Genomic DNA, 19,462 nt, shown 5'->3' on the forward strand with positions numbered 1-19,462 from the left:
ATGGAACTCTCCTGGGCACGGTATGGTTCTGGCCGTGCCGCAGGGGACGCCCCCGGCACAGGGGGCGATTAGCTCAGCGGGAGAGCGCTTCGTTCACACCGAAGAGGTCACTGGTTCGAACCCAGTATCGCCCACACCTCTACAAGGCCGGGACGCCAACAGGCAGCCCGGCCTTCGTCCTTGGTGCACACGGGCCGCCGGCCGGCGAGCCCCGCAGTGCCGTCGTCCCTACGCCGCGGCCGGCAGGTCCGGGCGCAGCGGCCACGCGGGATCGACCGCCTCCTCCATGCCGTTGCGTGCGAACCACGACTGCAGCCCCCGCGCCTGCGCCGCGTGCCAGACCGCCTGCCGGGCGTGCAGCTCGGCCGGGCTCAGCTCCTCCAGCCGCGGCCCGAACCGCAGGCACAGGGCCCGTACGACCTCCAGCGCGCCCACGGCGTCGGCTGCCGCGTCGTGGGCGGCCGTCAGCGTCACGCCGTAGTGCTCGCACAGGTCGGTGAGGGTGCGGCGGCCCTTGCGGTAGCGGTCCAGGTACTTGTCGAGGACCCGGGGGTCGAGCACGCACATCGGTGAGCAGCCCAGGTAGTCCGCGAGGGACTTGGCCCGGTGCCGTCTCAACTCCCGGTCGAGGAGCGTCAGATCGAACGGTGCGTTCATGATGACCAGGGGGGTGCCCGCCGCCGCCTGGGCGGCCAGTGCCCGCGCCACCTCCTCCATCACCGGCGCGGGCCAGCGGCCCTCGCGGTTCAGATGATCCTCCGTCAGGCCGTGCACGGCGACGGCCTCCTCGGGTATCGGAACTCCCGGATTCACCAGCCACCGGTAGATGCGCGGCACCGCTCCCGAGGAGCTCTGCACCACCAGGGCGGCGGAGACAATGCGGTCCTGCTCGACGTCGATTCCCGTTGTCTCGGTGTCGAATGCGGCGAGCGGTCCCTCGAACCAGCACGACATGTCAAACTCCTCGCGCGATACCGGTGGATCGGAATGGAGACCCTCTGTCCGAGCTGGTGATACCCGGGCTGTTTGCGGCGTACGCGGGGCGGAGACAACACAATTGACGGACCGTTCGAAAGTCATCCGGTCCGCACAACGGGGATTCACCACGACAAGGCCCGGAAGGCTTTTCGCACATGACGCTCGCGCAGCCCGAACAAGGGGGGCTGCTGCCGGAGCGGTTAGCACCGCTGCGCGGCGGACTGGCCACCACTGCCTGCATGGAGACGATCCAGGTGGGCTATCTCCACGCGGTCGCTGCCGCGGCGGGCTGCTCGCTCGCGCAGCCCTTTCCCGACAACGGAATCGACTGGCACGTGAGCCACATTGCGCCGGGCCATGCGGTGGACGACGAAGTGACCATCAAAGTGCAGCTCAAATGCACCTATCAAATAGCGCCGCGCCCGCCCGGGGCGTCGTTCTCCTTCACGCTCGACAACGAGCACTTGGTGAAGCTCGCCCGAACTCCGGTGTCGGTGCACAAGATCCTCGTGGTGATGCTCGTGCCGCGCACACCCGAGGAATGGCTGCGCGCGTCCCATGACCGTCTCGAACTCCGCCACTGCTGTTACTGGATCAATCTGGCGGGGCACCGGGTGACGGGCAAGCGCAGGACCACGGTGCGGATTCCGACGACGCGGATCTTCGACGACCGAGCCCTCTGCGAGATCATGACCCGGGTCGGGGTGGGAGGGAGACCGTGATGCACCGGCCGTCCGACAGGTCCGTTCGCCCGCACCCCCGCGAGTCCGTACACCCTCACCCCGATGAGTCCGACGGTCCCTCCGGGGCCGGCGGGCCGGCCCCGGAACGGGTCGACCCCTCCGTGCTCGGCACGCTGCTCGGCCGTCACGGCTGGCAGCGGCGCGGAGGCGAGCCCGGCCGCTACGCACGCTGGACGCCGCCCGGTCCCGCGTCGGCCGGCACCAGCCTGCTGGTGCCGGAGAGCCGCGCCTTCCCCGACAGCGGGGACCTGATCGCCGAAGCCCTCATGGCCCTGGCCCGCAGCGCCGCCCCGTCCGCCCGCGACGTCCTCATGGGGCTCACCGTGCCGAGCGACGAGATCCGGTGGTGGCGGGACGTTCCGCTGTCCGGCGGCGCAGGCGGGGCCTGGCCCGCGCAGGAGCAACTCCGGTCGGGGGCACGGGAGATGCTGATCGCCGGGGCACTCGCCGCGCGGGGGCGGGCCGGCTACCACGGTGCGCGGCACCGGCGGCACGCGGAGGCCGCCCTCGAGCACGTACGGGTCGGGCCGGAGCCGGGCAACGGCCGCCGGCTCACCGTGTTCGTGCCGGTCGAGCGCGGCCGCGCCGCGGCCGCCGGCCTGCTGCGCGCCCTGCACGCCGCCCGCGACGCGGCCGACTACCAGCGCGCCACCGGCGGTATGGAGGCCTTCGACGCCGCCGTCGGACTCGGGGTCAGCCGGGAGCTGACCGAAGCGGTCGTGGCGCTCGTCCGGGGCTCGGAGGGGATCCGGCTGGCCGTGGAATGGGCACCGGCAGCGGGTGCGCCGCAGGGGTTCGCGGACACCCCGGAGCCGGTGGAGTTCTCGCCCGGCGACCTGCCGGCCCTGCGCGAGGCGGGCGCGCGGTACGTACGGCAGGAGCCGTCCGTGCCGGTACGGATCACGGGCGCGGTGGTGCGGATGCGGCGTTCGGCGCCCACGGGGCCCGGGAGCGTACGGCTGCGGGTGCTCGCCGGGGCGGACGTGCCGCAGGTGCGGATGACGCTGGACGAGGAGGCGTACCGGATCGCCGGGCAGGCGCACCTGGTCGGTCTGCCGGTCCGGGTGAGCGGCCGGCTGGAGAGCCGGGGCGGGTTCCGCCGGCTCACCGGTGCGGAGGGTGTGGTGCCGGTGCAGGTGGACGAGGCGGAGCGGGACCGGCTGCTCAAGTCCCTCCACGAGAACCTGGACTTCTTCGAGGGCGCGTGCGGCGGGGAGGAGTAAGGGCCGACGGCGCGGCACGGGTGCGCGCGCTCCGGAGATCGAAGCCGCGCTCCGGAACCGGACCCCGCGCTCCGGAACCGGACCCCGCGCTCCGGAACGGGCCCCGCGCTCTAGAAGATGCCGGACTTCCGGTGCCGGTAGAGGTCGCGCAGCAGCGCCAGTTCCGCCCCGTGGTGGATCATCTCGCGGTTGATGTGCAGCACGAGGGCCGTCATCGTCCGCTCCGCGTACGGTCCTTCGGCCGGGCCGCAGGCGCGCTCCAGGCCTTCCTCCCCGAGGCCGCGCACGCCGGCCGTCCACGCCGCGTACCCTTCGTCGAGCCGGGCCAGGGCGTCGTCGGCGGTGGCGGGGTAGTCGTAGGACTCGTAGCCGACGGGCGGGCCGCCGAAGTGGGAGGCCACGCGCGCGCCGAGGACCCCGACGAGGATGTGGCCGAGCCGCCAGGCGATCGTGGTCACCGGCGACGGGTCGGGCTCGGGGAAGGCGAAGTCGATCGTGTACGCGCCGCCGCCGACGGCGATCGGGGCGGTGGATTCACCCCTGGGTCGCACGTTCCAGCAGCCGGGCACCGGCTCCCAGAAGTACTCGTCGTCGGACAGCCCGTCCAGGCGCGGGCGCAGCTGGTTCCGCCAGTGCCATGCGAGCTGATCGACGAGCTCGTTGTTCCAGTCGTTGGCCATACCGGTCACGGTAGGCGGCGGGCAGCATTTTCGCGTCGCCCCCGCACGGCTCGGTACGATTCAGGCGCGCAGTGTCCGCTGCGGCAGCACCCACAGTCAGGAGAGTCCGGTGTCAGACGTCCGTGTGATCATCCAACGCGATTCCGAGCGGGAAGAGCGCGTGGTGACCACGGGCACGACGGCGGCGGAGATCCTCGGCGGCGACCGCAGCGTCGTGGCCGCCCGCGTCGCCCCCTCGGGCGGGGTCGCGGCCCTCAAGGACCTGGCGTACGAGGTGGCCGACGGCGATCTCGTCGAGCCGGTCCTCGTCTCCTCCGACGACGGTCTGAACATCCTCCGCCACTCCACCGCGCATGTGATGGCGCAGGCGGTGCAGGAGCTGTTCCCCGAGGCCAAGCTCGGCATCGGCCCGCCCGTCAAGGACGGCTTCTACTACGACTTCGACGTGGAGACCCCGTTCCAGCCGGACGACCTCAAGCGCATCGAGAAGAAGATGCAGGAGATCGTCAAGCGCGGCCAGCGTTTCTCGCGCCGCGCGGTCTCCGACGAGGACGCCCGCGAGGAGCTGTCCGGGGAGCCGTACAAGCTGGAGCTGATCGGTCTCAAGGGCTCGGCCGCGGACGCCGCCGAGGGCGCGTCCGCCGAGGTCGGAGCCGGCGAGCTGACGATCTACGACAACCTCGACGCCAAGTCCGGCGAGCTGTGCTGGAAGGACCTGTGCCGCGGCCCGCATCTGCCGACCACCCGCGTCATCCCCGCGTTCAAGCTGATGCGCTCGGCCGCGGCGTACTGGCGCGGCAGCGAGAAGAACAAGCAGCTCCAGCGCATCTACGGCACCGCCTGGCCGTCGAAGGACGAGCTGAAGGCATATCTGGACTTCCTCGCCGAGGCCGAGAAGCGCGACCACCGCAAGCTCGGCTCCGAGCTGGACCTGTTCTCCATCCCGGAGGACATCGGCTCGGGCCTCGCCGTCTTCCACCCCAAGGGCGGCATCATCCGCCGGGTCATGGAGGACTACTCGCGCAAGCGGCACGAGGAGGCGGACTACGAGTTCGTCTACACCCCGCACGCGACCAAGGGGAAGCTGTTCGAGAAGTCGGGCCACCTCGACTGGTACGCCGAGGGCATGTACCCGCCCATGCAGCTCGACGAGGGCGTGGACTACTACCTCAAGCCCATGAACTGCCCCATGCACAACCTGATCTTCGACGCGCGGGGCCGCTCGTACCGTGAACTTCCGCTCCGCCTCTTCGAGTTCGGGACGGTCTACCGCTACGAGAAGTCGGGCGTCGTGCACGGCCTCACCCGCGCCCGCGGCTTCACCCAGGACGACGCGCACATCTACTGCACCCGCGAGCAGATGGCCGACGAACTGGACTCGCTGCTCACGTTCGTGCTGAACCTGCTGCGCGACTACGGCCTGGAGGACTTCTACCTGGAGCTGTCCACCAAGGACCCGGAGAAGTTCATCGGCTCGGACGAGAATTGGGAGCAGGCCACCGAGGCGCTGCGCGAGGCCGCCGAGAAGCAGGGCCTGGACCTGGTGATGGACCCGGGCGGCGCCGCCTTCTACGGGCCGAAGATCTCCGTGCAGGCCAAGGACGCGATCGGCAGGACCTGGCAGATGTCGACGATCCAGGTCGACTTCAACCTGCCCGACCGCTTCGACCTCACCTACACCGCGGCCGACGGCTCGCGGCAGCGCCCGGTCATGATCCACCGCGCGTTGTTCGGCTCGATCGAGCGGTTCTTCGCGGTGCTGCTCGAGCACTACGCGGGCGCGTTCCCGGCATGGCTCGCCCCGGTCCAGGCGGTCGGCATCCCGATCGGCGACGACCACGTGCCGTATCTGCGGGAGGTGGCCGCGGGGCTCCGCAAGCAGGGCATCCGGGTCGAGGTGGACGCCTCGGCGGACCGGATGCAGAAGAAGATCCGGAACGCGCAGAAGGCCAAGGTGCCGTACATGCTCATCGCGGGCGACGACGACGTCTCCAAGGGCGCCGTCTCCTTCCGCTACCGCAACGGCGAGCAGAAGAACGGTGTGCCCGTCGACGACGCGGTGGCCGAGATCGTCGGCGCGATCCAGGACCGCGTGCAGGTCTGATCCGCATGCACCGGCCCGCGGGCCGGTGCACGAGCCCGCAGCAGGCCCTCGGAGCGTCAGCGCTTCGGGGGCCTGCGCTCGTCGCCCGGCCGCGCGAAGGTCTGCAGCAGCCAGGAGGAGAAGGAGCCGGTGACCGCGCCCAGCAGCGCGAGCCCGCACGCCATCAGCACGACGGCGACGATCCGGCCGGTCGGCGTCACCGGCACCGCATCGCCGTAGCCGGTCGTCGTCAGCGTCGAGCAGGCCCACCACACCGCGTCGCCGAAGGTGAGGATCGAGGCGCCAGGCGCACCGCGCTCGGCCCGGTAGACGGCCAGGGACGCGGCGAAGCCCAGAAGGAGCGCGGTCAGGCTCGCGTACGTGATCACCCGCGCGTAGAGTCTGAGCACCGGCTCCTGGTGCCGCTGCTTCATCACGTTGTACATCTGCACCATGCGCAACGGCCGCAGCAGCGGCAGCGCCAGGACCACGGCGTCCAGCGGGTGGGTGGCGACGAACCGCAGACCGCGGCCGCTCAAGCGCAACCGCACCCCGTAGTCGACGAGGAAGCAGGCCCACGTCACCCCGGTCACGATCAGCCAGAACCGGTCCCAGAAGGGCGAGAGGCCCGTGTCGAGCACCCGCACCGCGTACGAGGTCAGGAACAGGAGCGACGCGACGAAGAGCGGAACGGTGGTGCGCCGCTCCCAGCTCCGCATCCGGCTGTCGTCGTTCATCGGCTCAGCATCGCGGGCGGCCCCCGGGCGACCGCCCCGGCGACACGCTGCGAACGGGCGAAGCCATATGCTGCACAGCATGACGAGTGAGCCGGAACAGCAGATCGGAGTCGGGACGCCGGATGCGTTCCAGCGGATGTGGACGCCGCACCGCATGGCTTACATCCAGGGGGAGAACAAGCCGAGCGGTCCCGGTGCCGGCGACGGCTGCCCCTTCTGCACGATCCCGGAGAAGTCCGACGAGGACGGGCTGATCATCGCCCGCGGCGAGCACGTCTACGCGGTCCTCAACCTCTACCCGTACAACGGTGGCCACCTCATGGTGGTCCCCTTCCGGCACATCGCCGACTACACGGATCTGGACCTGGCCGAGACGGCGGAGCTGGCCGAGTTCAGCAAGCGGGCGATGACCGCGCTGCGCACGGCCTCCGGGGCGCACGGCTTCAACATCGGCATGAACCAGGGCACGGTCGCGGGCGCCGGTATCGCCGCCCACCTCCACCAGCACGTGGTGCCGCGGTGGGGCGGGGACACCAACTTCATGCCTGTCGTGGGGCACACGAAGGTGCTGCCGCAGCTGCTCGCCGACACCCGCCGGATCCTCGCCGAGGCCTGGCCGGCCGCGGACTGAACCGGGACGGACACGTCGTACGCGCGAGGGGCGCGGGCCCGCCATGGGCCCGCGCCCCTCGCCCGTACCGGTGCGGCGGGTACGCCTACGCGTCGTAGAGGTCGGCCTTCATCGGGCTCGCGCCCTGGACGTTGCCGCTGAGCAGCGTGGAGCGGTTGCCGAACTGCTCGGTGTCGACGCCGTTCTCCTCCAGGACGCGGAGCGCGGCCGAGTGCACCACCCGCAGCACGGGAGTGGCGGCGCGCAGCGCGTCGTCCGCCATGAAGCGGTGGCGCCACGGCTTGTCGGCCCAGGCGTGCCGCAGTCCGAAGGGCTCGGGGAGCCCGACCTTGCCGCCGAGGTAGTCGAGGACCGGCGGGAACCAGGTGAGGGGGGCGCGGGCGGCGAGCCGCACCACCTCCTTGGCGTCGACCAGCGGCAGGGCCACCGACTTGGTCTCCCAGAACTTGACGGCCTTGGCGACCTCTTTGGACTTCGCCGCCGGCTTGCTGGTGAACAGCGGGTGCACCGGGCCGAGCGCGTGCCCCGTCACCTCGATGCGCAGGGTCTCGTGCAGGACGGTCACGGTGACCAGCATCGTGATCACGAGCTGGCCGTCCCAGAGGACGAACTGCACGCCCAGATAGTGGCGGTTGCCGCTGCCGAACTGCTGCTCGTTGCAGATCCGCTGGACCTCATGGCCCCTGATCTGGAAGGCGTCGGTGTCGCTGTCCTGCGGCCGGGCCACCTCGTCGGCGCCCTCGCCGATGGGGGAGACGATCCAGTGCGTGACGGACGGCTTCGGGAAGCCGCCGGTGTGCAGCGGGCCGCGCTCCAGCATGCGCAACTGGTCGTGGACCGCCTTGACCACGTCCCAGCTCCGGAAGGGGTTGATCTCCTTGTCCGGATCCCGGGAGACCAGCTCCTCCGCCATCTGCCAGCTGCCCCAGCGCGTGCCCATGCCCAGGATGCCCTTGGGGCCCGCGTAGAAGACGAGGTTGCTGCGCTCCTCGGCGGACAGCTTGGCCAGCCCGAGGCGCAGCCGCTCGGCGCTGGTCTCGTTGGGGTTCTGCGGTACGGCCTCGGGGATCTTCGCGCCGATCCCGCCCCCGGCGAGCATGCCGGCCCAGGCGTCGCGCAGCACCTTCGCCGTACGTTCGGCGATCTGCTTCGCCCACACCCAGCCGATCACCGGGGCGATCACCATCGCGCGCAGGTAGATGCCCCAGAAGCCGGTGAACGGCAGCCGGAGAAGGAAGATCACGGCCAGCACGCCCATGGCGATGAGGACGGCCGTGCCCAGGGCGCCCGCTCGGCGGTTCTGCGACCCCGCGAGCGTACGGCGGATCTGGAACGCCGCCAGCCAGAGCAGCATCCCCGGCAGGAACAGCAGGCCGAAGAGCACCATCACCACGGTGAGTTTGGTGTCGCGCTCCTTGCGGATGCGGTTGGCCGCCAGGCAGTGCTCGACCACCGCCTGCGGCTCGGTGCCGAAGGACTGGATGATCGGCGCCCGGCCGCCCCCGAGCAGCCGCGTCTGCACGGCGCGCGAGAACGCCTCACCGAGGTTCGGCTCGAACAGTGACAGCTTCGGCGGAGTCACCTTCGACTTGTGCCAGTCGCTGTTCGCTTTCAGCAGCTCGGCGACCGGACTGTCCCGGTAGGCCGCCGAGGCCAGGGCGTTCGTCGCCGCCGTCTGTCCCGCGGCGCCCGTGAGCGGAACCTGCGCCCCGGGACTGAAGTCGAAACCGCCGTCTGCCACTACCGCCCCCAAGCCGCTGCGCTTCCGCTCAACGATCTTCCCGACTACAACGCCCGGCAACCCTGCCTGTGTTCAGGGACTACCGTCGGACGTGCATCTCAGCGTATCGGCGGAGTGCCGCCCACCGCACGGCAGTTGGGTGGGCGGCACCTGGATCTCGCCCCGGATCCGGCCTCGTTCACACGCCGGATCCGGTCGTTCCTGTGCGCCGGTCCGGCTCCTCTACGCGCCGGACCCTTCCTCCTCGCGGATCTTCGTGGCGAGTTGCGGCGGCATCGGTTCGTGCCGGCTGTACGAACGGCTGAACCGGCCCGTGCCGTGCGAGAGCGACCGCAGATCCACCGCGTACCGGCCGATCTCGATCTCCGGCACCTCGGCCCGTACGAGCGTGCGCCCGCCCGGGGTCTGTTCGGTGCCCACGACCCGGCCGCGGCGCCCCGACAGATCGCTCATGACGGACCCCACGTACTCGTCCGAAACCAGTACCTGGACCTCCGAGTACGGCTCCAGCAGATGGATCTTGCACTGTGCCGCGGCCTCGCGCAGCGCGAGCGCGCCCGCCGTCTGGAAGGCGGCGTCGGAGGAGTCGACCGAGTGCGCCTTCCCGTCGAGCAGGGTCACGCGGACGTCCACGAGCTGGTAGCCGGCGGCGACGCCGCGCTGGGCCTGGGCGCGTACGCCCTTCTCCACCGACGGGATGAACTGGCGCGGCACCGCACCGCCGACGACCTTGTCGACGAACTCGATGCCGGACCCCTCGGGCAGCGGCTCGACCTCGATCTCGCAGATCGCGAACTGCCCGTGTCCGCCGGACTGTTTGACGTGCCGGCCGCGCGCGCCGGCCTTCTCGCCGAACGTCTCACGCAGCGACACCTTGTGGGGCACGGCGTCGACCTGGACGCCGTACCGGCTGCGCAGCCGTTCCAGCACCACGTCCATATGGGCCTCGCCCAGGCACCACAGGACCACCTGGTGCGTGTCCGGATTCTGCTCCAGGCGCATCGTCGGGTCCTCGGCGACCAGGCGGGACAGGCCGACCGAGAGCTTGTCCTCGTCCGCCTTGCTGTGAGCCTCGATCGCGACGGGGAGGAGCGGGTCGGGCATCACCCACGGCTCCATCAGGAGCGGGTCGTTCTTGGCGGACAGGGTGTCGCCCGTCTCGGCCCGGCTCAGCTTCGCCACGCACGCGAGATCACCGGCGATGGCCTGGGACATGACCCGCTGCTGCTTGCCGAACGGTGCCGAGAGCGCGCCGATCTTCTCGTCCACGTCGTGGTCCTCGTGGCCGCGGTCCTCCAGGCCGTGGCCGGAGACGTGCACGGTCTCGTCGGGGCGCAGCGTGCCGGAGAAGATCCGTACGAGGCTGATCCGGCCGACGTACGGGTCGGAGGCGGTCTTCACGACCTCCGCGGCGAGCGGACCCTCGGGGTCGCACGCCAGGGCGGGGCGCGGGGCGCCCTCCGGGGTGGTGACGGCCGGCGCTTCGCGCTCCAGCGGGGTCGGGAAGCCGCCGGTGATCAGCTCGAGCAGTTCGACGGTGCCGATGCCCTGCTTGCTGCCCTCGGACGCGGGGGCGGCCGCGAGGACCGGGTGGAAGGTGCCGCGCGCCACGGCCCGCTCCAGGTCCTCGATCAGCGTCTTGACGTCGACCTCCTCGCCGCCGAGATAGCGGTCCATGAGGGTCTCGTCCTCGCTCTCGGCGATGATCCCCTCGATGAGGCGGTTGCGGGCGTCCTCGATGAGCGGCAGATGCTCGTCGTCGGGTGCGCGGTCGACCCGTTCGCCCGAGGAGTAGTCGAGGATCCGCTGGGAGAGCAGGCCGATGAGGCCGGCGACAGGGGCGTGCCCGTCCGCGCCCTCCTCGCCGTGCAGCGGCAGGTACAGCGGCAGGACGGCGTCGGGGTCGTCGCCACCGAACACCCTCTGACACACCGCCGTCATCTCCTCGAAGTCGGCACGCGCCGACTCCAGGTGCGTCACCACGATCGCGCGCGGCATGCCCACCGCCGCGCACTCCTCCCACACCATGCGCGTCGACCCGTCCACGCCGTCCGCCGCCGAGACGACGAAAAGGGCCGCGTCCGCTGCTCGCAGACCGGCCCTCAGCTCCCCGACGAAGTCGGCGTATCCAGGTGTGTCCAGAATATTGATCTTGATCCCGCCCCATTCCACCGGGACGAGGGTGAGCTGTACGGATCGCTGCTGCCGGTGCTCGATGTCGTCGTAGTCGGAGAGACTGCTCCCGTCCTCGACCCGGCCCGCCCGGTTCACCGCGCCCGCTGCGAGGGCGAGTGCTTCGACCAGCGTGGTCTTTCCCGATCCGCTGTGGCCGACCAGCACCACGTTCCGCAGCGAAGAGGGCTGGTCGGCCGATACTGCCCTGCCGGCGGCCCCGGGGTGTGTGTTCGTCCTGTCGCCCATGTGCCTCGCCTCCCGGTCTGCACCTGTTGCGTTCTTTCGAGCTTTCCACCGCTCTCAGGCCGCGTCCATACGTCCGGACCCCGGGCACGCCCCGGGTGCCCTCACCCCGGGCAGGCGCGCGCTGGCTACGATGGGGCGGCGCCGGTGGCCGTAGGGGCCGCGCGGCCCCCACCGACCCTCGGGAAGGCCATGCTGAACAAGTACGCGCGTGCGTTTTTCACGCGTGTTCTCACACCGTTCGCCTCACTCCTGCTGCGCCTCGGCGTCAGCCCCGACGCGGTCACGCTCACCGGTACCGCGGGCGTCGTGGCGGGCGCGCTGGTCTTCTATCCCCAGGGCGAGCTGTTCTGGGGCACTGTGGTAATCACCCTGTTCGTCTTCTCGGACCTGGTGGACGGGAACATGGCCCGGCAACTGGGCAGGTCGAGCCGGTGGGGCGCCTTCCTGGACTCCACGCTCGACCGGGTCGCGGACGCGGCGATCTTCGCGGGGTTCGCGCTCTGGTACGCGGGCGGCGGCGACAGCATCGCGCTGTGCGCGGTCGCGATCTTCTGCCTGGCCAGCGGGCAGGTCGTCTCGTACACCAAGGCGCGCGGCGAGAGCATCGGGCTGCCCGTCAATGTGAACGGGCTGGTGGAGCGCGCCGAGCGGCTGACGATCTCGCTGGTGGCGGCGGGCTTCGCCGGATTCGAGACGTTCGGGGTGCCGCACATCGGGATCCTGCTGCCGATCGCCCTGTGGATCGTGGCCGTCGGCAGTCTGGTGACACTGGGGCAGCGTATGGTCACCGTACGGCGTGAAGCCGCGGAGGCCGACGCGAGTTCGGCCTCGGCGCAGGGGAGCGAGGCGTGATGACGGGGATCGGGCACCGGCTGACGGACGGGCTCTACGGCCTGGGCTGGAGCACGGTCAAGCTCCTCCCCGAGCCCGTGGCCGTGAGGCTGGGGCAGCAGATCGCCGACGCGGCCTGGAGACGGCGCGGCAAGAGCGTGCTGCGCCTGGAGGCCAACCTCGCCCGCGTCGTCCCGGAGGCGGGCCCCGAGCGACTCGCGGAGCTGTCCCGCGCGGGCATGCGCTCGTACCTGCGGTACTGGATGGAGTCCTTCCGCCTCCCCGCCTGGAGCAAGAAGCGCATCGCGAGCAGCTTCGAGGTCAAGGACATCCACTTGCTGGAAGAGGGCCTGGCCGCGGGCAAGGGCGTGATACTCGCCCTGCCTCACCTGGCGAACTGGGACCTGGCCGGCGCCTGGGTCACCACCAAGCTCGGCGTGCCCTTCACCACCGTCGCCGAGCGGCTGAAGCCGGAGACGCTCTACGACCGGTTCGTCGCCTACCGCGAGGGCCTGGGCATGGAGGTCCTGCCGCACACCGGCGGCCGCGCGTTCGGCACCCTGGCGCGGCGGCTGCGCGCGGGCGGCCTGGTCTGCCTCGTCGCCGACCGCGACCTGTCGGAGTCCGGAGTGGAGGTGTCCTTCTTCGGGGACACGGCGAGGATGCCGGCGGGGCCCGCGATACTCGCCCAGCAGACGGGCGCCCTGCTGCTCCCGGTCACCCTCCGGTACGACGAGCCGCCGCTCATGCGCGGCCGCGTGCATCCGGCGATCGAGGTCCCGGCGACCGGCAGCCGGGCCGAGAAGACGTCCGCGATGACCCAGGCGCTCGCCGATGTCTTCGCCGCCGGGATCGCCGAGTACCCGCAGGACTGGCACATGCTGCAGCGGCTGTGGCTGAAGGATCTCGAGCCCCGGGAGCCGGCCGGCGGTGCCGCTGCCGCCGCTCCTGGAGAGGCAACAGGCGCCGCCGGCCCGGGCGTTCAGGACAGCGGTTCACGTGACGACGGCTCCGGAACGGAGAAGCCTTGAGGATCGGCATCGTCTGCCCGTACTCGTGGGATGTGCCGGGCGGCGTCCAGTTCCACATCAGGGACCTGGCCGAGCACCTGATCCGCCGCGGCCACGACGTCTCCGTCCTGGCCCCGGCGGACGACGAGACGCCGCTCCCGCCGTACGTCGTCTCGGCCGGACGCGCGGTCCCGGTGCCGTACAACGGCTCGGTGGCGCGCCTCAACTTCGGCTTCCTGTCCGCCGCGCGGGTCCGCCGCTGGCTGCACGAGGGCGACTTCGACGTCCTGCACATCCACGAGCCCACCTCGCCCTCGCTGGGATTGCTGTCCTGCTGGGCCGCTCAGGGCCCGATCGTGGCCACGTTCCACACCTCCAACCCGCGCTCGCGGGCGATGGTCGCCGCGTACGCGATCCTGCAGGCGGCCCTGGAGAAGATCAGCGCCCGGATCGCGGTGAGCGAGTACGCGCGCCGCACCCTCGTCGAACACCTCGGCGGTGACGCCGTGGTCATCCCGAACGGTGTGGACGTCGGTTTCTTCGCCGACGCCGAACCCAAGCCCGAGTGGCAGGGCGGCACCATCGGCTTCATCGGCCGCATCGACGAGCCCCGCAAGGGCCTGCCCGTGCTCATGAAGGCGCTGCCCCGGATCATCGAGGAGCGGCCGGAGACGCGGCTTCTCGTCGCCGGGCGCGGCGACGAGAAGGAAGCGGTCGCCGGACTGCCGGCCGAGGTGCGCAAGCGCGTGGAGTTCCTCGGCATGGTCAGCGACGAGGACAAGGCGCGCCTGCTGCGCAGCGTGGACGTGTACGTGGCACCCAACACCGGCGGCGAGTCCTTCGGCATCATCCTCGTCGAGGCGATGTCGGCGGGCGCCCCGGTCCTCGCGAGCGACCTGGACGCGTTCGTTCAGGTCCTGGACAGGGGAGAGGCCGGCGAACTGTTCGGCGTCGAGGACCCGGACGCGCTGGCGACCGCCGCCGTACGGCTGCTCGGCGACCCCGCGCGCCGCGAGGAACTCAGCGACCGCGGCACCCGTCACGTACGCCGCTTCGACTGGGAGACGGTGGGCGCCGACATCCTGGCGGTCTACGAGACGGTCACCGACGGCGCGGCCTCGGTCGCCGCGGACGACCGTACGAGCGGTCTGCGCGCCCGCTTCGGGCTGGCCCGGGACTGACGCCACGGGCGCCCGAGGCGACTGACGCCGCGTGCATGCGAGGGCGACGGCGTGCCCTATCTCGGGTGAGTGCCTGGGGTCTTGGGGGTCTGTCGGTTGGGGGCGTTGGGTGTACTTCCCGTGCCGGCGGGCGCCGGTGGGTGGTGTTCGAGCATCGGGCGGGGTGGGGGTCGGCTGGGCTGGGTGTCCGAGGGTCGGGCGTCGTTGGGGTTGCCCGACGAACGGGCGGGCGTGGCACGGGCGTTTCAAAGTGCTTGACCGAAGGCAAGCGTTTTTGCAACGGGTACGGGGGCCAGTTCGGGCCCGTTTGAACTGTGGCCGACCACCGGCCCGTGCTGCGGGTGCGGGCCTGTACCGGGCTGCCGCCGCCCCGCTGCTCCGCTTTGCGCCGTCGGCGCGAGACGAAACGGCTACCCGTGGGGCGGTCCCAGCCGATTCGGCCCAGTTGAGACCTGGGCCGATCGACCGGACTTCCGCCGGAGCGCCCCGCAGGGCACCGCGGTGATTCGCCGTGCCGGAAAAGGATTTCCCGGCCGGTAGCCTTTCCGCCCGTGACCTCGACTTGGATCTGGATCGCGGTGGCGCTCGTCGCGATCGCGCTGTACCTGAGCTGGACCGCGGGACGGCTCGACCGGCTGCACGCACGGATCGACGCCACCCGCGCCGCGCTCGACGCGCAGCTTCTGCGCCGCGCCTCGGTCGCTCAGGAGGTGGCGACGTCGGGTGTGCTCGATCCGGCCGCGTCGATCGTGCTGTACCAGGCCGCGCACGCCGCCCGCCAGGCGGAGGAGGAGCAGCGCGAGGTGACCGAGAGCGAACTCAGCCAGGCGCTGCGCGCGGTGTTCGGCGAGGCCGCGCAGGTCGATGCCGTACGCGACGCCCCCGGGGGCGAGGAGGCGGTCGGGGAACTGGCCGCAGCGGTGCGCCGCGTCCCGATGGCGCGGCGCTTCCACAACGACGCCGTGCGCGCGGCGCGCGCCCTGCGGCGCCACCGCAAGGTGCGCTGGTTCCGGCTCGCGGGGCACGCGCCGTTCCCGATGGCCTTCGAGATGGACGACGAGCCGCCGGCCGCCCTCGCGGCCCACGCCCGGCCCTGAGCCGCGCCGCGGCCACGGTGTGATGCACGCCATCGCGCGGTGGCGTCCTGGTACGGCCGGCTCCGCTGCGGAGCGTCCTCGTGCGGCCGGAGTCCGGGGAACGACCGGGCCACCGGCGGTTGATTGGCCCTTGTCGCGGCACGGCGGCGCGCGGTTGTCTCTTCCCGGTAGCAGGCCCCCGTGGTCGTGCGGTCCACCCGAGCCGGGTGCGGGTCGGGGACGGACTTCGAACGGGCCTACGATGGGCTCATCGCACATTCGTCATCGAGTGAGGTCAAACCGTGTCCAGCACGCTCCCCAGCACGTCTGCCAACGCTTCCTCCGGGACCCCCGAGACCGGCACCGCGCGCGTCAAGCGCGGCATGGCCGAGCAGCTCAAGGGCGGCGTGATCATGGACGTCGTCACGCCGGAGCAGGCGAAGATCGCCGAGGACGCCGGCGCGGTCGCGGTCATGGCGCTGGAGCGTGTGCCCGCCGACATCCGCAAGGACGGCGGCGTGGCCCGGATGTCCGACCCGGACATGATCGAGGGCATCATCGGCGCCGTGTCCATCCCGGTGATGGCCAAGTCCCGTATCGGCCACTTCGTCGAGGCGCAGATCCTCCAGGCGCTCGGCGTGGACTACATCGACGAGTCCGAGGTCCTCACCCCGGCCGACGAGGTCAACCACAGCGACAAGTTCGCCTTCACCACCCCCTTCGTCTGCGGCGCCACCAACCTGGGCGAGGCCCTGCGCCGGATCGCCGAGGGCGCGGCCATGATCCGCTCCAAGGGCGAGGCCGGCACGGGCAACGTGGTCGAGGCCGTGCGCCACCTCCGCCAGATCAAGAACGAGATCGGCAGGCTGCGCGCCTTCGACAACAACGAGCTGTACGCCGCGGCCAAGGAGCTGCGCGCCCCGTACGAGCTGGTGAAGGAGGTCGCGGAGCTCGGCAAGCTGCCCGTCGTGCTGTTCTCCGCCGGCGGTGTCGCCACCCCGGCCGACGCCGCGCTGATGCGTCAGCTCGGCGCCGAGGGCGTCTTCGTCGGCTCCGGCATCTTCAAGTCCGGCGACCCGGCCAAGCGCGCCGCCGCCATCGTGAAGGCCACCACCTTCTACGACGACCCCAAGATCATCGCGGACGCGTCCCGCGGCCTGGGCGAGGCCATGGTCGGCATCAACTGCGACACCCTCCCCGAGACCGAGCGGTACGCCAACCGCGGTTGGTGAACGGGATCTTCGACAGGTGGGCGGTCGGCGGGGGACCGCGGGCCGCCCACCGGCCGTCAGCCCCTGAGACCCGGCCGCGGAGCTGCGTAACCCGTAGAGCTGCGTAACCCGCACCGCCCGTACGCCACCCACACCGCTGAGAGGTCCCTCCCGTGTCCACCCCAGTCATCGGCGTCCTCGCCCTCCAGGGCGACGTCCGTGAGCACCTCGCCGCGCTCGCCGGGGCCGGTGCCGAGGCCCGCCCGGTCCGCCGGGCCGAGGAGCTCGCCGAGGTCGACGGCCTGGTGATCCCCGGGGGCGAGTCGACCACGATGTCCAAACTCGCGGTGATCTTCGGCCTCCTGGAGCCGCTGCGCGAGCGCGTCCGCGGCGGCATGCCCACGTACGGCACCTGCGCGGGCATGATCATGCTGGCGGACAAGCTGCTGGACGGCCGGGACGACCAGGAGACGCTGGGCGGCATCGACATGATCGTGCGCCGTAACGCCTTCGGGCGGCAGAACGAGTCCTTCGAGGCCGCCGTGGACTTCACCGGCATCGAGGACGGGAAGGTCGAGGGCGTCTTCATCCGCGCCCCGTGGGTGGAGTCGGTCGGCGGCGACGTCGAGGTGCTGGCCACGCACGAGGATCACATCGTCGCCGTGCGTCAGCGCCATGTGCTCGCCACGTCCTTCCACCCGGAACTCACCGGGGACCACCGGGTTCACCGTTTGTTCGTGGACACGGTGCGAGGCGGTGGCTGAGCGGATCCCGGTAGGATCACCGGTGTTGGTCCAGGAACGGGTTACGTGAAGGAGACAGGCGGATGTCCGGCCACTCTAAATGGGCTACGACGAAGCACAAGAAGGCCGTGATCGACGCCAAGCGCGGCAAGCTCTTCGCGAAGCTGATCAAGAACATCGAGGTCGCGGCCCGCATGGGCGGTGCCGACATCGACGGTAACCCGACGCTCTACGACGCCATCCAGAAGGCGAAGAAGCAGTCGGTTCCGAACAAGAACATCGACTCCGCGGTCAAGCGCGGTGCGGGGCTCGAGGCCGGCGGCGCCGACTACGAGACGATCATGTACGAGGGCTACGGGCCCAACGGCGTCGCGGTGCTCGTGGAGTGCCTCACCGACAACCGCAACCGCGCCGCCTCGGACGTGCGCGTCGCCATGACGCGCAACGGCGGCTCGATGGCCGACCCGGGCTCGGTGTCATACCTCTTCCACCGCAAGGGCGTGGTGATCGTCCCGAAGAACTCGCTGGGCGAGGACGACGTCCTGGCCGCGGTCCTCGACGCCGGTGCCGAGGAGGTCAACGACCTCGGCGAGAGCTTCGAGGTCCTCAGCGAGGCCACCGACCTCGTCACGGTGCGCACGGCGCTCCAGGACGCGGGCATCGACTACGACTCGGCCGACGCCAACTTCGTCCCCACCATGCAGGTGGAGCTCGACGAGGACGGCGCGCGCAAGATCTTCAAGCTGATCGACGCGCTGGAGGACAGCGACGACGTGCAGAACGTCTTCGCCAACTTCGACGTCGCGGACGACGTCATGGAGAAGGTCGAGGCCTGATCCCGGGTCACCCACGGGGTCGACCACCTGCGGCAGTGGGCCGGCGGGGCAACATGCCCGGCCGGCCCGCCGCTGTATGTGCGGGAGTTGTCGGTGGGGGCCGATAGCCTGCGGGAACGCAGGAACAGGTGCGCGAGAGAGTGGGGAGGGGCCGCGGTGCGGGTGCTCGGCGTGGACCCAGGGCTGACCCGGTGCGGCATCGGCGTGGTCGAGGGCGTCGCCGGCCGGCCGCTGACGATGCGCGGAGTCGGCGTCGTACGAACCCCCGCGGACGCGGACATCGGCGAGCGGCTGGTGGCGATCGAGCGCGGCGTGGAGGAGTGGCTGGAGGAGTACCGGCCCGAATGCGTCGCCGTGGAGCGGGTGTTCAGCCAGCACAACGTCCGCACGGTCATGGGCACCGCCCAGGCCAGTGCCGTGGCGATGCTCTGCGCCTCGCGGCGCGGGCTCCCCGTCGCCCTGCACACCCCCAGCGAGGTGAAGGCCGCCGTCACCGGCACAGGACGCGCCGACAAGGCGCAGGTGGGCGCGATGGTGACCCGGCTGCTGCGGCTGGACGCTCCGCCCCGGCCCGCCGACGCGGCCGACGCCCTCGCGCTCGCCATCTGCCACATCTGGCGCTCTCCGGCGCTGAACCGGCTCCAGCAGGCGCACGCCGCGGCGCGGCGTACCGCGCCGTCCCGTATCCCGCCGACCCCGAAGGGCACCGCCCGATGATCGCCTTCGTCAGCGGCTCCGTCGCCGCTCTCGCCCCGGACACCGCGGTCGTCGAGGTCGGGGGTGTGGGCCTGGCGGTGCAGTGCACCCCGGACACGCTCTCCGGGCTCCGCCTCGGGCAGCCCGCCCGGCTCGCCACCTCCCTCGTCGTGCGCGAGGACTCCCTCACGCTCTACGGCTTCGCCGACGACGACGAGCGGCAGACCTTCGAACTGCTGCAGACCGCCAGCGGCGTCGGCCCGCGCCTCGCGCAGGCCATGCTCGCCGTGCACTCCCCGGATGCCCTGCGGCGCGCGGTCGCCACGGGGGACGAGAAGGCGCTCACCGCCGTACCGGGCATCGGCAAGAAGGGCGCCCAGAAGCTGCTGCTCGAACTGAAGGACCGGCTCGGCGCACCGACCGGCGCGGTCCAGGCCGCGGCGCCGGCGGCCGGAGCGGCCGGCTGGCGCGACCAGCTCCACACCGCCCTCGTGGGCCTGGGGTACGCCCCGCGCGAGGCGGACGACGCGGTCACCGCCGTGGCGCCCCAGGCCGAAGCGGGGGACGGCCCGCCCCCGCCCGTGTCCCAGCTCCTGCGCGCGGCCCTGCAAACCCTGAACCGGGCGCGATGACGCGTGCGT

At 71.4% G+C, this 19,462-nt stretch carries 18 protein-coding genes and 1 tRNA gene; 14 read left to right on the plus strand and 5 right to left on the minus strand.

Annotation, left to right across the window (positions count from 1 at the left end):
* The first annotated feature begins 62 nt into the window (after positions 1–62).
* Positions 63–134: transfer RNA gene (locus ABZ822_RS12560), tRNA-Val, on the plus strand.
* A gap of 94 nt (positions 135–228) precedes the next feature.
* On the opposite strand, the gene ABZ822_RS12565 is transcribed toward ABZ822_RS12560, so the two are convergent.
* Positions 229–954 carry a 3'-5' exonuclease gene (locus ABZ822_RS12565; protein ID WP_360851168.1) on the minus strand — a complete coding sequence of 242 codons (726 nt, stop codon included), beginning with the start codon at positions 952–954 and terminating at the stop codon, positions 229–231.
* Positions 955–1,133: 179 nt separating this feature from the next.
* On the opposite strand from ABZ822_RS12565, the gene ABZ822_RS12570 reads away from it, so the two are divergent.
* Both ABZ822_RS12570 and ABZ822_RS12575 read left to right on the plus strand, forming a co-directional pair.
* Positions 1,134–1,700, plus strand: coding sequence for a DUF4365 domain-containing protein (locus tag ABZ822_RS12570; protein WP_360851171.1), 567 nt, complete (start codon positions 1,134–1,136; stop codon positions 1,698–1,700).
* Positions 1,700–2,944, plus strand: coding sequence for a hypothetical protein (locus ABZ822_RS12575; protein WP_360851174.1), 1,245 nt, complete (start codon positions 1,700–1,702; stop codon positions 2,942–2,944). The genes ABZ822_RS12570 and ABZ822_RS12575 overlap by 1 nt, the downstream gene beginning before the upstream one ends.
* Before the next feature lie 110 nt (positions 2,945–3,054).
* On the opposite strand, the gene ABZ822_RS12580 is transcribed toward ABZ822_RS12575, so the two are convergent.
* Positions 3,055–3,624, minus strand: coding sequence for a DinB family protein (locus ABZ822_RS12580; protein WP_360851177.1), 570 nt, complete (start codon positions 3,622–3,624; stop codon positions 3,055–3,057).
* Between the two features lie 109 nt (positions 3,625–3,733).
* Here ABZ822_RS12580 and thrS point away from each other — a divergent pair, with 109 nt between their 5' ends.
* On the plus strand, positions 3,734–5,728 hold the full coding sequence (thrS, locus tag ABZ822_RS12585; protein ID WP_360851179.1) for a threonine--tRNA ligase: 1,995 nt from the start codon (positions 3,734–3,736) through the stop codon (positions 5,726–5,728).
* A 56-nt stretch (positions 5,729–5,784) separates the two neighbouring features.
* On the opposite strand, the gene ABZ822_RS12590 is transcribed toward thrS, so the two are convergent.
* Positions 5,785–6,444: a potassium channel family protein gene (locus tag ABZ822_RS12590; RefSeq protein ID WP_360851182.1), complete on the minus strand. Its 660-nt coding sequence runs from the start codon at positions 6,442–6,444 to the stop codon at positions 5,785–5,787.
* A 67-nt stretch (positions 6,445–6,511) separates the two neighbouring features.
* Between ABZ822_RS12590 and ABZ822_RS12595 the strand changes: the two genes are divergently transcribed.
* The gene (locus tag ABZ822_RS12595; protein ID WP_360851185.1) at positions 6,512–7,075 is read left to right on the plus strand and encodes an HIT domain-containing protein; all 564 of its coding nucleotides are present in this window, start codon (positions 6,512–6,514) and stop codon (positions 7,073–7,075) included.
* Between the two features lie 85 nt (positions 7,076–7,160).
* Here the strand turns inward: ABZ822_RS12595 and ABZ822_RS12600 are convergent, their stop codons facing one another.
* Together ABZ822_RS12600 and ABZ822_RS12605 are read right to left on the minus strand one after the other, a co-directional pair.
* On the minus strand, positions 7,161–8,816 hold the full coding sequence (locus ABZ822_RS12600) for a hypothetical protein (RefSeq protein WP_360851188.1): 1,656 nt from the start codon (positions 8,814–8,816) through the stop codon (positions 7,161–7,163).
* 222 nt (positions 8,817–9,038) lie between these two features.
* Positions 9,039–11,237 carry an elongation factor G-like protein EF-G2 gene (locus tag ABZ822_RS12605; protein WP_360851191.1) on the minus strand — a complete coding sequence of 733 codons (2,199 nt, stop codon included), beginning with the start codon at positions 11,235–11,237 and terminating at the stop codon, positions 9,039–9,041.
* Positions 11,238–11,426: 189 nt separating this feature from the next.
* On the opposite strand from ABZ822_RS12605, the gene pgsA reads away from it, so the two are divergent.
* From pgsA to ruvA, 9 genes are all read left to right on the plus strand, one after another.
* Positions 11,427–12,089, plus strand: a complete 663-nt coding sequence (gene pgsA / locus ABZ822_RS12610; RefSeq protein ID WP_360851194.1) for a phosphatidylinositol phosphate synthase — start codon at positions 11,427–11,429, stop codon at positions 12,087–12,089.
* Complete coding sequence (locus ABZ822_RS12615) at positions 12,089–13,099, plus strand: phosphatidylinositol mannoside acyltransferase (protein ID WP_360851196.1); 1,011 nt, start codon at positions 12,089–12,091, stop codon at positions 13,097–13,099. The genes pgsA and ABZ822_RS12615 overlap by 1 nt, the downstream gene beginning before the upstream one ends.
* On the plus strand, positions 13,096–14,259 hold the full coding sequence (locus tag ABZ822_RS12620) for a glycosyltransferase family 4 protein (protein WP_360851199.1): 1,164 nt from the start codon (positions 13,096–13,098) through the stop codon (positions 14,257–14,259). Before ABZ822_RS12615 ends, ABZ822_RS12620 begins: the two co-directional genes overlap by 4 nt.
* 551 nt (positions 14,260–14,810) lie before the next feature.
* A complete protein-coding gene (locus tag ABZ822_RS12625) occupies positions 14,811–15,356 on the plus strand; it encodes a hypothetical protein (RefSeq protein ID WP_360851202.1) in 546 nt (181 codons plus the stop codon).
* Between the two features lie 281 nt (positions 15,357–15,637).
* Entirely contained in the window at positions 15,638–16,567 is a 930-nt protein-coding gene (gene pdxS / locus ABZ822_RS12630; protein ID WP_360851205.1) for a pyridoxal 5'-phosphate synthase lyase subunit PdxS, read from the plus strand.
* A 152-nt stretch (positions 16,568–16,719) separates the two neighbouring features.
* Positions 16,720–17,310 (plus strand): pyridoxal 5'-phosphate synthase glutaminase subunit PdxT, encoded by a 591-nt coding sequence (pdxT, locus tag ABZ822_RS12635; RefSeq protein ID WP_360851208.1) that lies wholly within the window; start codon positions 16,720–16,722, stop codon positions 17,308–17,310.
* A 62-nt stretch (positions 17,311–17,372) separates the two neighbouring features.
* The gene (locus tag ABZ822_RS12640) at positions 17,373–18,125 is read left to right on the plus strand and encodes a YebC/PmpR family DNA-binding transcriptional regulator (RefSeq protein WP_360851210.1); all 753 of its coding nucleotides are present in this window, start codon (positions 17,373–17,375) and stop codon (positions 18,123–18,125) included.
* Between the two features lie 156 nt (positions 18,126–18,281).
* On the plus strand, positions 18,282–18,842 hold the full coding sequence (gene ruvC / locus ABZ822_RS12645) for a crossover junction endodeoxyribonuclease RuvC (RefSeq protein WP_360851213.1): 561 nt from the start codon (positions 18,282–18,284) through the stop codon (positions 18,840–18,842).
* Entirely contained in the window at positions 18,839–19,453 is a 615-nt protein-coding gene (gene ruvA, locus ABZ822_RS12650) for a Holliday junction branch migration protein RuvA (RefSeq protein WP_360851216.1), read from the plus strand. The genes ruvC and ruvA overlap by 4 nt, the downstream gene beginning before the upstream one ends.
* Positions 19,454–19,462: the final 9 nt, after the last annotated feature.

Origin of the sequence: Streptomyces sp. NPDC047108 (assembly GCF_040643575.1) — a bacterium.
GTDB lineage: Bacteria > Actinomycetota > Actinomycetes > Streptomycetales > Streptomycetaceae > Streptomyces.